At 38.3% G+C, this 13,347-nt stretch carries 16 protein-coding genes; 4 read left to right on the top strand and 12 right to left on the bottom strand.

Annotated features, from left to right (window positions below):
- Nucleotides 1–37 precede the first annotated feature (37 nt).
- From J0J35_RS10015 to mvk, 6 genes are all read right to left on the bottom strand, one after another.
- Nucleotides 38–646: a superoxide dismutase gene (locus tag J0J35_RS10015; protein ID WP_117516733.1), complete on the bottom strand. Its 609-nt coding sequence runs from the start codon at nucleotides 644–646 to the stop codon at nucleotides 38–40.
- Nucleotides 647–698: 52 nt separating this feature from the next.
- Nucleotides 699–1,754: a type 2 isopentenyl-diphosphate Delta-isomerase gene (gene fni / locus J0J35_RS10010; protein ID WP_086582727.1), complete on the bottom strand. Its 1,056-nt coding sequence runs from the start codon at nucleotides 1,752–1,754 to the stop codon at nucleotides 699–701.
- On the bottom strand, nucleotides 1,747–2,688 hold the full coding sequence (locus J0J35_RS10005; protein ID WP_191672884.1) for a mevalonate kinase: 942 nt from the start codon (nucleotides 2,686–2,688) through the stop codon (nucleotides 1,747–1,749). Before J0J35_RS10005 ends, fni begins: the two co-directional genes overlap by 8 nt.
- Nucleotides 2,675–3,622 carry a diphosphomevalonate decarboxylase gene (gene mvaD, locus J0J35_RS10000; RefSeq protein WP_206916839.1) on the bottom strand — a complete coding sequence of 316 codons (948 nt, stop codon included), beginning with the start codon at nucleotides 3,620–3,622 and terminating at the stop codon, nucleotides 2,675–2,677. The genes J0J35_RS10005 and mvaD overlap by 14 nt, the downstream gene beginning before the upstream one ends.
- Nucleotides 3,623–3,804: 182 nt before the next feature.
- Nucleotides 3,805–4,218, bottom strand: coding sequence for a universal stress protein (locus J0J35_RS09995; protein WP_061413748.1), 414 nt, complete (start codon nucleotides 4,216–4,218; stop codon nucleotides 3,805–3,807).
- A 153-nt stretch (nucleotides 4,219–4,371) separates the two neighbouring features.
- On the bottom strand, nucleotides 4,372–5,304 hold the full coding sequence (gene mvk, locus J0J35_RS09990; protein WP_117516739.1) for a mevalonate kinase: 933 nt from the start codon (nucleotides 5,302–5,304) through the stop codon (nucleotides 4,372–4,374).
- 164 nt (nucleotides 5,305–5,468) lie between these two features.
- On the opposite strand from mvk, the gene J0J35_RS09985 reads away from it, so the two are divergent.
- Nucleotides 5,469–5,648, top strand: a complete 180-nt coding sequence (locus tag J0J35_RS09985) for a hypothetical protein (RefSeq protein ID WP_029343527.1) — start codon at nucleotides 5,469–5,471, stop codon at nucleotides 5,646–5,648.
- A 29-nt stretch (nucleotides 5,649–5,677) separates the two neighbouring features.
- Here J0J35_RS09985 and J0J35_RS09980 read toward each other — a convergent pair whose 3' ends face one another.
- The 6 genes from J0J35_RS09980 to tmk form a co-directional block, all read right to left on the bottom strand.
- Nucleotides 5,678–6,520, bottom strand: a complete 843-nt coding sequence (locus J0J35_RS09980; protein WP_117516741.1) for a transporter substrate-binding domain-containing protein — start codon at nucleotides 6,518–6,520, stop codon at nucleotides 5,678–5,680.
- Between the two features lie 131 nt (nucleotides 6,521–6,651).
- Nucleotides 6,652–7,518, bottom strand: coding sequence for a 16S rRNA (cytidine(1402)-2'-O)-methyltransferase (rsmI, locus tag J0J35_RS09975; protein WP_117516743.1), 867 nt, complete (start codon nucleotides 7,516–7,518; stop codon nucleotides 6,652–6,654).
- Nucleotides 7,515–7,856, bottom strand: coding sequence for a DNA replication initiation control protein YabA (locus J0J35_RS09970; RefSeq protein WP_016171014.1), 342 nt, complete (start codon nucleotides 7,854–7,856; stop codon nucleotides 7,515–7,517). The genes rsmI and J0J35_RS09970 overlap by 4 nt, the downstream gene beginning before the upstream one ends.
- Nucleotides 7,857–7,880: 24 nt before the next feature.
- Nucleotides 7,881–8,654 carry a regulatory iron-sulfur-containing complex subunit RicT gene (ricT, locus tag J0J35_RS09965; RefSeq protein WP_019335957.1) on the bottom strand — a complete coding sequence of 258 codons (774 nt, stop codon included), beginning with the start codon at nucleotides 8,652–8,654 and terminating at the stop codon, nucleotides 7,881–7,883.
- A 12-nt stretch (nucleotides 8,655–8,666) separates the two neighbouring features.
- Entirely contained in the window at nucleotides 8,667–9,530 is an 864-nt protein-coding gene (locus tag J0J35_RS09960; RefSeq protein WP_061413779.1) for a DNA polymerase III subunit delta', read from the bottom strand.
- Between the two features lie 25 nt (nucleotides 9,531–9,555).
- A complete protein-coding gene (gene tmk, locus J0J35_RS09955; RefSeq protein ID WP_117516745.1) occupies nucleotides 9,556–10,185 on the bottom strand; it encodes a dTMP kinase in 630 nt (209 codons plus the stop codon).
- A gap of 210 nt (nucleotides 10,186–10,395) precedes the next feature.
- Between tmk and yycF the strand changes: the two genes are divergently transcribed.
- The 3 genes from yycF to J0J35_RS09940 are packed head-to-tail and all read left to right on the top strand — an operon-like array spanning nucleotide 10,396 to nucleotide 13,317.
- A complete protein-coding gene (yycF, locus tag J0J35_RS09950; protein ID WP_003133894.1) occupies nucleotides 10,396–11,097 on the top strand; it encodes a response regulator YycF in 702 nt (233 codons plus the stop codon).
- On the top strand, nucleotides 11,090–12,508 hold the full coding sequence (locus J0J35_RS09945; protein WP_206916837.1) for an ATP-binding protein: 1,419 nt from the start codon (nucleotides 11,090–11,092) through the stop codon (nucleotides 12,506–12,508). The genes yycF and J0J35_RS09945 overlap by 8 nt, the downstream gene beginning before the upstream one ends.
- Nucleotides 12,505–13,317: an MBL fold metallo-hydrolase gene (locus J0J35_RS09940; protein WP_019293859.1), complete on the top strand. Its 813-nt coding sequence runs from the start codon at nucleotides 12,505–12,507 to the stop codon at nucleotides 13,315–13,317. The genes J0J35_RS09945 and J0J35_RS09940 overlap by 4 nt, the downstream gene beginning before the upstream one ends.
- Nucleotides 13,318–13,347: the final 30 nt, after the last annotated feature.

The following is a 13,347-nucleotide window of genomic DNA, read 5'->3' as shown; positions in this document are numbered from 1 at the left end:
AAACAAAAAAAGCACCTCCAAGGTGCTCTTTTTTATGTTATTTAGCTTTATCGTAAAGTTCGTTTACTTTATCCCAGTTAATCAAGCTAAAGAAAGCTTCGATGTAATCTGGACGAACATTGCGATATTTCAAATAATAAGCATGTTCCCAAACGTCAAGACCAAGTACTGGAATTTGACCATCAGAAATTGGGTTATCTTGGTTGGCTGTAGAAACAACTTTAAGTTTACCGTAATCGAGAACTAACCAAGCCCAACCTGAACCAAAACGTCCTGTAGCAGCTGCTTTAAACTCAGCTTTGAAGTCGTCAAATGAACCAAAAGCTTCATCGATGGCTGCAGCGATGTCACCTGTTGGTGCACCACCTGCGTTTGGAGCAAGCCATTCCCAGAACATTGTGTGGTTCAAATGTCCGCCACCGTTGTTACGTACCGCAACGCGGATATCTTCTGGCAAACGGTCCAAATAAGCCACTAATTCTTCAACAGTTTTATCAAAGAATTCTGGGTGTTTTTCAATCGCTGCATTAAGATTATTTACATAGGTTTGGTGATGTTTATCATGGTGCAAATGCATTGTTTCTTCATCAAAGAAAGGTTCCAAAGCGTCGTATGCATAAGGTAATTCTGGAAGTGTATAAGCCATAGTATTCTCCTTAAATTTTAATATACTATTATTATAAAGAAATAAGAACCGTTTACAAAATTATCTGCTTATCTTTTCGTTCTTCACGAAAATACTTCAAATCTCGGTCATAGATAAATTCAACCCCTGTTAAATCATCATACTCCCGTGCACCAACCAAAGTATAGAGCTTTGTTAAATCATCTTTCCAGTGGCTAAACATTTCATCCAAGGCTTGAGGTCCTTGGGTATGTAGGATGGATAAAACATGCCCAGCCGAGCTGGCTAAAGGCGCACCCAAAAGTTGAGCATGCAAGATATCTGTAGCTGATGCAATACCTCCCGTAGCAATCAGAGGTTTAGTATTTTGCGCCAATTGAGCTTCAATGAGGCTCTCGGGTCCTGTAAAGCCAAAATCATTTAAGTTTAAGGTGCTGTGCCCCCGTCCACTCTCAATCCATGCAAAATTTGTGCCACCTTTACCGCCAACATTAATGCCAGCGATGGCTGTTTGGCTAAGCTGCTTAAACATTTTTTGACTCATACCAAAGCCGACTTCTTTGACTACAACAGGAACATCTAAATTTTCAGCGATACGATTAATATTTTCAAGCCAGTAAAAAGAACGATCCCCTTCACTATCCTTCATGACTAACTCTTGTCCGGTATTAATATGAATTTCTAAAGCATCAGCAGAGAGCATTTCGACAGCCTTTTGTGCATTTTCTAAAGAGTGTCCTGCTCCCATATTTGCAAAAATGAAACCCTTTGGATTATGTTGACGCACTTGACGGAAACCTTCCGCCAATTCGGGATATTTCAAAGCAATCGACTGCGAGCCGACGGCCATTGATATATGATGGTGGGCAGCAATCTCCGCTAACTCTAAATTAACCTTATCACCTTTTTTAGATCCCCCAGTCATCGCTTCTATGTAAAAAGGAAAATCAAACTTATGTTCCAAAAGAGTAACCGATAAGTCAACTTCTTGTGTAGAAATTTCTGGCAAGCCATTGGGAACAACCCGTAATGCAGCAGAAAACTCTGAGCGATTTCGGCCTTCGCGCCAGTACTTTAAGCCAAGTGATAAGTGTTCATCCTTCCGATGTCCGTGGATTTCTTTACTCATTTTGTTTTCCTATTCTTATTTTCTCAAGCTTCATTCCTTCTGCTTCAAGAGCGCTCCTTAACTCGACTATCTTGTCTTCACGCTCTGCAAAAAGAATAATATTTTCACCAAACCCCGCACCTGAAATCTTTCCAGCAAATTCGGGTTGGCTATTCACAATATTCAGAGCTAAAGCCAGTTGATCAGTCATATAGCCTTTTGCTTGGTGCTCAATAAGTAAAAGTTGATTTTCGAGGAGTTTCTCTTTAAAAAGAGCGAAATCCTGCATATCAATAGCTGTACTTATTTCAATAACAAGTTCATCACTTTTAACATAAAATGCCTCAGAAAGTTGATGTTTCAATTTTTCTACTGTCTTCGCAGATTGAGCAGTTTGGACAACATAAGGCTGCCAAGGAATCGTTAGCGGAAGGACTCGCTGATGATTTTCATAGAAAATACTGCCACCATACATAATTGCAGCAACATCGCCACGAGAACCGCTCCCTTGCACATCATAATGTGCTTGGGCCGCAATTTCAAAGCGTTTTTTCAAGGGAAGATTGAGCTGAAAAAAAAGATTGAGTGCATTCACAACGCCGACAACGACACAAGCTGATGAGCCATAACCCTTCTTGTTTTCGCCAAAACCCAGCCCACTCTTGATTTCCAAGTGAAATTCCCGGGTCAATTCAACTTCTTTACTCATATACTTGATAGCCGTCATGACAAAATTCCAAGGCCCGCTGTGCTCAGGTTTAATTTCCTTTACTGAGAAGGCATGAGCAGGCATTGCCACATTCGTTTCTAAAAGACTTTGGCCCTCTACTTCTGAAATAACCACTTGGAAATCACTCTCAAGACTCGTTACCAGAGCTAAACCTCCTAGACGAGTAACCGCATATTCTCCTGCAATAAAAAGTTTTGCAGGCACATCTATTTTATAAGTACTCAAGTCCGCCCCCCGCATGTGCAATATCAAAAATAATATTTGGAAAATTTTCCCGTAGTTTTGTTAGAAGTACTTTCTCTGTCGCTCTGTCTGTAATAATTTTAACGTTTGGCCCAGCATCGATGGTAACAAAAGCCAAGAGTCCTGCTTTATAGCATTCTTGCGTAAAGGCAATAATCCGTTGAGTATCTTCAGTAAAGTAATCAAAAGGTTCCACACAGAGGCGATTCTGTTCATGCATACCCAAAGCATTATTTTCTGCGAGTAAACCGATCTTTTCAATATCTGCCTGACGAATCGCACTTTTCATTTCTTCAAGCTGACGTGCTGACTTTTCTACCCAAGCGCTGTAGGTCGGAGCAGTTTGAGCAAGTTGCATCCCCCGTGTTGAAGACATTTTCTTTTGGGCACTTGATATTTCAGCAACAATCATGGACAAGTGGATATCCTCATCATAAAAGCTCTCAGCATAAGAGGAAACGTCGTCTTCACCCTTGTTCCAAACAGCAAAGTTACCAAAGACTGAACGCGAAGCTGAACCAGAGCCACGCCGTGCAATTCTTGACATTTCTGTCAAATCGGCTGGTAATTCGAGGAGTCCAAACATGGCACCTGTCAATGCGGCAAAGCTTGAGGCTGAGGAAGCCAGTCCGGCAGCAGTTGGCACATGATTTTCAGAAGTGACTAAAACACCTGGAAAAGAACCATGCTTTGCACGAAGCATTTCTAAAAATTGATGCACACGAGTAGTATCGGTGTTCACCCCATTTAAAATCAGTTGATCCTGGTCAGTAAAAGCAACAGATGTCGTTGTATAAAATTGATCCAAAGTCATTGATAAGGAACTTGTCGTAGGAATATTCAGCGCCACATCCGCCTTCCCCCAATATTTAATCAAGGCAATATTCGTATGTGCTCTAACAGTAAATTCATTCATTTATATTTTTTCCTCTTGTCGATTAATCTCTCCTATTATAACAAAGGTGGCGTAATTTAGCCATTTGTCGTTTTTGAAATTTATTCCTCCATATCGTTAAGGTCTCACAAAAAACCACCTGAAAAGGTGGTTACTTTTATACATATTTCCTGAAAGAAGAAAAGAGAAGCTCCATACACTACCTACTTCACAACGGTAACATTGCAAGGTGCATGGTTTACAACATAGGCTGTTGTAGAACCCAAAGTCATACGCTCAAAGTAATTAGAACCTGTTGCCCCCATCACAATGAGATCACACTTCTGCTCCGTTGCAAATTCAACAATTTGCTTCTTAGGAATACCTACTACCACAAAGGTTTGAACTTTGACATTGTCTTTTACAATAGTTACTGCTTCTTGCAAGATCATCTCGGAAGCTTTTGTATAATTGTGCTTAAGAATCGGCAGGGCATGCCCATATAATTTTCCGTCATCTTGGACCGTTAGGACCGAGAGTTCTACATCGTTTAAACGTGCGATTTCCATTGCCTCTTGGAGTGCTTTGTAAGAGTTGTCTGAACCATCAATGGGAACCAAAATATTTTTGTAATTCATCAAGATTTCTCCTTCCTTGCTTTGCCTATATTATAATGCTTTCTAATAATAAATAAAAGCAGCATGCATTAAAAATAAGCAGTCAAAGATGACTTCGTAAAACCAAAAAACCTTAAGTGACTTATACACTTAAGGTTTCCTTATACTTCATTTTTAAACAGAGTAAATCCAGGTATTCTTGGCGCCATTTTTCAAAAGCTTTTGACTAATGCGGATTGCATCTTTTTCATTAGCTGCTAGAGCGACCATTACCCCACCTAGACCTGAGCCTGTAAGCTTGGCTCCCAGAGCACCATTTCTCAGCGCTGTGTCCACTAAGGTATCTAAGCGCGGGTGTGAAACTCCAAGTGAAGAAAGATTTTCATGCGCTTGGTTCATCACTTGCCCCAAATCTTTTAATTTATTTGTCATGAGAAAATCTTTTGAAGCTTTTGAGAGTTGACCTAACTTTTCAATATGGCCTTGTGCTTTGGTCTTATTCTCTGATAATTTTTCCCTGACTATGCTAATCGCTTGACTAGTAAAGCCATGTACACCTGAATCTCCAATAACCAGGTAACCCGATAGATTGAGATCAAAAGATTCGGCAGTTTGACCTTTAATAAACCAAAGCGGTAACTCCGAATTAACGGTTGCGACATCAATTCCTGATGAGCGGCCATGCGTAATATTCTCCGAGAAGTTAGCAAAAGATAAGAGCATTTCATCTGTTAGCTCTGCATCAAAAAAATCATAAAAGGCACGTGTGATTGCTGTTGCTAGAGCTGCTGATGCTCCCAATCCCCGTCCCAAAGGAATATTCGAATCAATTTCCAGAGAAAATGGAAGTTTGACGGAATGGAATTTTTCTAAAAGACGTAGGATGAGTTGGCGTACCCCCTCAAATTCGTCTCCTAACACATCCAATCTGCGCCGCGATTCATTATTTTCAATATATTGTCCGTATTTGATAGAAGAAATTGTAACGGTTGTCTTCAGAATAGTAACAGGTAACGCAATTGCAGGCTGCCCATAAACAACCGAATGCTCTCCAATCAAAATTAATTTGGAATGAGCGGTTCCTGTGCCCATTTTATTTGTAGTCATAACTATAAATTCTCCATTAAAGTACGCAAAGGTACTTGACAATTTTATAAAATTTGAGAGTGAAAATCAAGTAGCAATTATTTTTTTGCCCATAATATCTAGATAAATAGGATAAATCTGTCCTTTCTCTTCTGGTATTGTGTCAAAAAAGTTATAATAAAAACATGGACAATCTACGCAAAGCAATTGAAAAAATGGATATTGTCACTGTCGATGCTGCAGTTAAATATAGTGGGTTAAGCAGAAAAGTGATACTTGATTTTATCCATGAAAATCCTCATCTAAGAATCTTTGATGAACAAGAGCAACATTGGGTTAATGAAAATGTTGATGGACATTGTTAAATACAAATAAAAAGTGCTTCTAGCACTTTTTATTTGTATTGCTCCATTCCGGGTACCTGATCTCCCCCAAAATATTTTTGAGAAAGTTCTTTCAAGTATCCATCTTCAGCCATTTTTTTAATCTCTTGGTTAAGATCTTTTTGAAGTTGTGTTTGACTATTGTCAAGGATATAGTAAGTATAGGTCTTGAATTCAGGATATTTTTCAAGATCTGTAGGTACTGTATCAGATACACCTGTTACAGCATGTTCTTTAACAAGATTTTCCGCAGCAGATTTTGAAGCAAAGATAAAGTCCATTTGTCCATCAGAAAGAGCTTGTAAACGTTCTGCCAACCCGCGTTTTGAATAATCTACGGTAATTTTTTTATCAGGATGCGCACTATTCCACTGATCCATAATGTCACCATAGTTGGTCCCTGTTGGAATCTCGGTTTTCTTCCCTACAAGCCCTTCAATGGTTGTGATTTTATCTTTATCATTAGAGAAAATCGCATTAATGCCTTGCGTTGTGGGGAAACTAAAGAGATACTTTTCCTCACGCGCCTTTGTTTTACCATAAATATTCACACCGATATCTGCACGTCCTGCATCTAGAGCTGCAAGAATAGCACTGTCATCGTATGTTTTAAAGTCAAACTTATATTGAGGCAAATTTTCATCTGCTTTTTTGAGAATATCATATTCATAACCTGTCAGCTGCCCATCCTTCGTATACTCATAAGGATTTGATGATCCAGAGATTGCCACATTGACTGTGGTCGTTTTTTCTTGACCGGTGGTTGTACTTTTATTCGAATTCGAGCACGCTGTTAGTAGAGTAACACCAGCTGCACTCAAAGCCAATAAGGTTATAACTTTATTTCTTTTCATTATATCTCCACTTCCTTTTTACTTACGTTTTGATTTTAACATAAACTAAACAATTTCCTTTTTTCTACGCTTATAAATAAGTGCTATATTGATAATATAAAAAAAAACAACCTAAAGTTGCTCTTTCTATTTTATAAATCATGATACTGTGCATAAAGATCCTGCCGCACCAGCTCACGCTCTTTCGCCACTTGCTTGATGGCTACGTTAGGCTTTATTCCCGATGCGACCAGAAGTTGAACTGCTTCTAATGCTGTAGTCTCATCCTCTGAATTATCCTCAACTTCTCCATTGAAGCCAGCAACGATAATCAAACATTCTCCCTTAATCGGTTGCTCTTTTAAAGAAAGTAAAACTTCTGAAATTTTACCTCGACGATATTCTTCATAAATTTTGGTTAATTCGCGTATTAAGGTAACGTCTCGATCCCCATAGATCTGAGCCATATTTTCTAAAGTTTCTGCGACACGATAAGGAGACTCATAAAAAATCTGCGTTTCAGGATAGGTCATTTTAGTTTCCAAAAACTTCTTCTGTTCACCTTTTTTACGAGGTAAAAAGCCGTAAAAAATATGAGGCTGTGGGACTAATCCAGAAGCGATAAGACCTGTTATTCCAGCTGAAGCGCCTGGTAGGGCTACTACATCGATATTTCGCTTAATGGCTTCCACAACTAAATCATGACCTGGATCAGAAATTGAAGGCATACCTGCATCTGAGACTTGTGCTAGCGATTTTCCTGACATAAGAAAATCTAAAAGCTTCGGAATTTTATCAAAGGAGTTATGCTCATGAAAAGACTCTTGAGCCACCTTGATTTCAAAATGATTAAGTAATTTTTGAGTGTTGCGTGTATCTTCACTTGCTACCAAATCCACGGTTCTTAGGGTTTCCAAAGCACGTAGTGTCATATCCTGCATGTTGCCGATAGGTGTTGGAACTAAGTAAAGCTTACCTGCGCTTTTTTCATCTTTAAAGCTTCGTTGTATATTTATCATCTGTACAAAAGCTCCAAGCAGTCCAAGCAATTTTCACCATCTTGCAAACGCTCTGCATAATGTAAATGACACACATGAAAGCCTTCATTAAATATTTGAATCAGGTTTGGATTAGGTTCATCTTTTGACTTTGAGCTAGCTTTTTCTTCTTTTTTCTCAATATGCGCCAAACGTTCGCGTAATTTTTCATTTTCCATGCGAATCGTTGCATTTTCTTTTAAGGATTCATCCAGTGCATCCCGTACCGTTGAAATTTGGCCCAGTGTATAAGCCAAACTTTCCTCCAACAGCCCCAGTTGCACATAAATCTCATTTTTATCGATCATCATTTCCCCCATAACTTACCTCTATGTCAATTCTTCTTAAAGATTTACCTCTGAAATATCAAACTCTTTTATTGTATGCTCTAAGCGAAGCTTAATTTTGTTATTCAAAATATTAAGACCAATAACTTTCCCCTCACCATCTACAGTCGTAATATGTTCACCAAAATCAGGAAAATTTTTACGTGCTTCCCTATAAAACTCATCTTCATAAGACAAACAGCACATTAAACGACCACAAAGACCATTCAGTTTACTTTGTTTTAAAGAGAGCGACTGATTTTTTGCCATCTTAATAGAGACATTCGGAAATTCGTAAATAAACTCCGAACAACAAAGCGGTCGTCCACAAGGACCAACACCGCCATACATTTTTGCAGCATCACGCGCTCCAATCTGACGAAGCTCAATTCGCGTACGAAAAGTCGCAGCTAATTCTTTAAGTAAAGCTCGAAAATCCACTCTATTTTCCGATGTAAAGGACACAAAAAGCTGACTTTGGTTTAAATTATAAGCTGCATTTGTAACCTTCATGTCAATCCCACAATCTGCAACAATTTGGCGAATCTTCGTGCAGGCTTGTTGCGAGAGCTGCTCTGTCGTATAAATCAACTCTTCATCTGCTTCTGTTGCTGCACGAACAATTTCTCCGGATGTATCAACATTTTTATCTTGTGGGAGTTGCTTCATTACTCGACCATAAGTCTTGCCTTTTTCGTTTTGAATAATGACTTGCGTTCTTGGTGCAAATGTTTCATGACCACTTACAAAGGTATTTTGTTCTCCATGTGTAAACTCTACTTCGTAAATCATATTATCTTCTTCCTATTTCAGCACTATATATTCCAAACAAGATCCAAAGCGTACATTACTTTTCCACATTTTTTCTGCTTGAAAGGTTTTTTGAACCCATTTGGACATCTTTTCTTGATTAAAAAGCTCCAAGAGCAGAGAAAAAACTAAAGTTTGTTTCTCCTTATCCTCAATATTTTCTGCAACATTTGTTAGATAAAGAAATGCTTCCCGTCGATCCGTCTTAACTAATTTCAGCAATTGTTGGAGTTTCTTCAATGTATCATTAAACCAAGTGGCTCCACTTAAATCCTGGGCTTCTTCTACCGAGTTACAAACCCGACTCAGTAATTCTGCCTGTGTTTTTAAGACACCATTTTGTTCCAACGTTTCTTGCATGTAGGCACTATTTTTGGGGAAGCTAAAAACTTGTGTCCGTGATTTAATGGTGGGTAACATGAGATTATCATTTTCTGTGAGCAAAAAAACATGTGTTGCATTATCAGGTTCTTCAATGGACTTAAGTAAAGCATTTGCCGCATTGCTGTGCATTTTTTCAGCTTCAGTGATAATGACCACTTTCTGAGCGCCTTCAAATCCTGACTGACTAAAAACTTCCGACAAATCCCGAATTTGTCCTGTTTTTATAGTTTGACCTTCCGGACGAATAATGTGTAAATCGCTAAATTCATCCCTAGCAACTAAACGACAGTGACGACAGTTCTCACAAGGTAAATTGTCCTGTAAATTTTCACAAAAAATAGCCTGACTCAGCCAAATAGCCATATCCAAACTACCAAACCCCCCACTAAAGAGATAAGCATGGCTCAGTTTATTCACACGTAAGATATGCTTAAAGCGTTCAAAAAGTGCTGGTTGAATATCTGCAATTTTCATGAAAACTCCTTAGTTTGAAATTTTATTACAAACAAAATTTCTTTTTGATGACTGTTAACGTGTCTGCAACAACTTTGTCAAGTTCTTGACTGGCATCAATCGTGACAAAGCGCTCAGGCTCATTCTTAACAATTTCTAAGTAACCTTGTCTGACTTTACGATGCATCTCAGCACGTTCGAGATCAAGTCTATTGACTTCATCTGCTCTATTTTTCATAATTCGTTCAAGTGCAACATCTGTATCAATATCGAAATATAATGTCAAATCCGGTTTAAGACCATCTGTTGCAAATTCATTAAGCCAGTTTACAGGTTCAACACCAAGTTCACGTCCGTAACCTTGATAAGCAACCGATGAATCAATAAAACGGTCAACAATTACCATTTTGCCTGCAGCCAGCGCTGGAAGCATTTTGGTTTGCATGTGTAGACGACGTGCCGCAGCAAACAGCATCAGCTCTGTCTTACTGTCAATTTCTGTATTTTCTGTACTTAAAATTATATTTCGAATCTCTTCTGCCACACGTACACCTCCAGGTTCACGTGTCGGAAGGACTTTATAAGACGATTTTTCTAGTTCGGGAAGAATATTTTGTAAAACGGTTGTTTTACCGGCCCCATCTGGCCCTTCCAAACTAATTAATATTCCATTCATATCTTATATTATAGCAAAAATAAAAAGAAAAAATATGGGAAAAATGTTCTTTTATAAATATTGTTTACTATATAAGTTTCTTATTTTACAAATGATTTCACTTTTGTAAAAATTCTATATTATGGAAGGCTTTACCTTGCTATACTACTGTAATAATTGTATAATGAGAAAAGCAATTAATATTATATACATCTAAGCGAAAGGATTATCATGAAAAAAATTCTTGTTGTTGACGACGAAAAACCAATTTCAGATATTGTAAAATTTAATCTCGTCAAAGAAGGGTATGAAGTAGTCACTGCTTTTGATGGTGAAGAAGCTCTTGAACTCTTTGAATCAGAAAAACCCGATCTTATCTATCTTGATTTGATGCTTCCAAAAATTGATGGCCTTGAAGTTACACGTCAAATCCGTAAAACTTCTGAAGTCCCTATTTTGATGGTTTCTGCTAAAGATACAGAGTTTGATAAAGTTATCGGCCTTGAACTCGGTGCAGATGATTACATCACAAAACCATTTTCAAACCGTGAACTACTTGCTCGTATTAAATCAAACTTACGCCGCATGACAAACGTTCCTGTTGAACAACCAAAAGATTCTAAAAAAGAATTGGTAATTGGTAACTTACGTATCAATCCGACACATTATGCCGCATATAAAAATGAAACACAGCTTGACTTGACACACCGCGAATTTGAATTACTCTATTATCTTGCACAACATCTGGGTGAAGTTATCACACGTGAAACTTTGCTTGAAACTGTTTGGGGCTACGATTACTTCGGTGATGTTCGTACTGTTGACGTAACTGTTCGTCGCCTTCGCGAAAAAGTTGAAGATACTCCAAGCCGCCCTCAATACGTATCTACACGTCGTGGCGTTGGATACTATATGAGCGAACCTCATGAATAAATTTTTTAATTCAATAGTACTTAAAGGAGTAGTGATTCATCTACTTCTTTTTGGCATTTTTGAGATAGTAAATAGTCCATACTTCCTCACACACACTACTGCACTCTTACAGTTTTTCATCTTTTATCTGGTCACCTTAAGTCTTCTTATTTGGTATCTCAGTCGCTTGGCGCAAACGGCAAATAAAATATCTCATCAAGTGGATGATTTTTTGCATGATAACTATGAAAATCGCCAAATTTCTAAAGAAAATAATGAGCTCTCAGTAGCTTACAATAAATTGTTATTACTTGGACATGAAATCGAAGATCGGCAAGAACATTTAGAGAATCAGCGCAACCAACTGGAGAGTATTTTAACCTACCTTGCCGATGGTGTCATCACTACAGATAGGCATGGTAAGATTAATCTTACTAATCACGCAGCACTGACTCTTCTTGATCAGTCAAACGAGTTAATCATTGGTAAAGATTTGATTGATATTCTAAATATCTCCGACAAATATTCTTTTCATGATTTACTACAAAAAGAGCCCGAACTCACACTCAATGCCATCAATTGTGAAGGTGCAGCTGTTATCCTCCGCGTAAACTTTATGCTCTTCCGTAGCGAATCAGGGTACATTTCTGGGATTATTGCTGTTCTTCACGATACAACGGAACAAGAAAAAACAGAAAGAGATCGCCGACTTTTTGTGTCCAATGTCTCGCATGAGTTGCGCACCCCTTTGACTTCTGTCAAAGCTTACTTAGAAGCGCTCAATGATGGGGCCCTAGCTGATCCCGAGGTTGCTAGTCACTTCGTGGATGTTTCCCTTAACGAAACAGACCGAATGATTCGGATGATTGGGGAGCTTTTAGAACTCTCTCGTATGGACCAAGATAAAGTTAAACTTCATACTGAAATTATCAACTATGTCGATTTTATCAACTATATCCTGGATCGTTTTGATCAAATTATCGAAAAAAATTACAATAACTTTAAGATTATTCGTCAAATACCTCAACAAGAGATTTGGCTTGAAATCGATACCGATAAGCTTTCGCAGGTTATTGACAATATCATCAATAATGCCTTTAAGTATTCTCCAAAAGGCGGAACAATTACCGTAAGCGTCTGGTGTGAAAGCAACAAAGCATTTACTTCTATTGCCGACCAAGGTATGGGAATCCCAAAACCTGCTTTAGCCAAAGTTTTTGACCGTTTTTATCGTGTCGACAATGCTTCAAGAAATAGCCAAATCGGTGGTACAGGCTTAGGCTTATCTATTGCCTATGATATTATGAAACTCCACAAAGGTGATATAGTAGTCACTTCTGATGGTAAAACTGGTTCAACTTTCACCCTGTCTTTCCCTTACAGTGATGAAATTAATCAAGAAAATAACGACTGGGAGGATTTTGCTGAATGAGCACTGAATCAGCATTTAAATATTCAATTTTAGCATCAGGAAGTACTGGAAATTCTTTTTACTTGGAAACACCTGAAAAGAAAATTCTGGTAGATGCTGGATTATCTGGAAAAAAAATCGAGAGTTTATTAGGAGAGATTGACCGAGACATCAAAGATGTCGATGCACTCCTGATTACTCATGAGCATAGCGACCATATCAAAGGAATTGGTGTTCTTGCCCGAAAACACGGTATTCAGCTTTACGCCAATGAATTAACCTGGCAAGAACTGGAAAGTAAAAACTCACTAGGAAAAATTGCGAGTGAGCAAAAACATGTCTTTGAAATGGGCAAAACTAAAACTTTTGGCGATATCGATGTCGAAAGTTTTGGTGTGAGTCATGATGCTATCGCGCCCCAATTTTATCGTTTTATGAAAGATAATAAATCCTTCGTATTACTTACAGATACAGGTTATGTAAGTGACCGTATGCGTGGTACAATCGAAAATGCCGACGGCTATCTTATGGAAAGTAATCACGATATTGAGATCCTCCGCATGGGGGGCTACCCTTGGAAAACAAAACAACGTATTCTCAGCGACCAAGGCCATTTATCTAACGAAGATGGTGCCGAAGCTGCTTTTAATGTTTTAGGAAATAAAACAAAACGCATCTTCCTCGGTCACCTTAGCCTGAATAACAATATTCAAGAGCTTGCACATATGACCATGGACGGTTTTCTGGCGCAACATGATGTTGATACCAAACGTGACGTTCATATTATTGACACTAGCCATGAGCATGCAAGTAAACTCTATGATATTTAGACAGTATTTATAGCAATAAAAAAAGACACA

It is taken from the genome of Lactococcus sp. LG606, from assembly GCF_017309645.1.
Classification (GTDB): domain Bacteria; phylum Bacillota; class Bacilli; order Lactobacillales; family Streptococcaceae; genus Lactococcus; species Lactococcus petauri.
The sequence above is the reverse complement of the archived record's forward strand: the minus strand, read 5'-3'. Positions and strand labels throughout refer to the sequence as shown.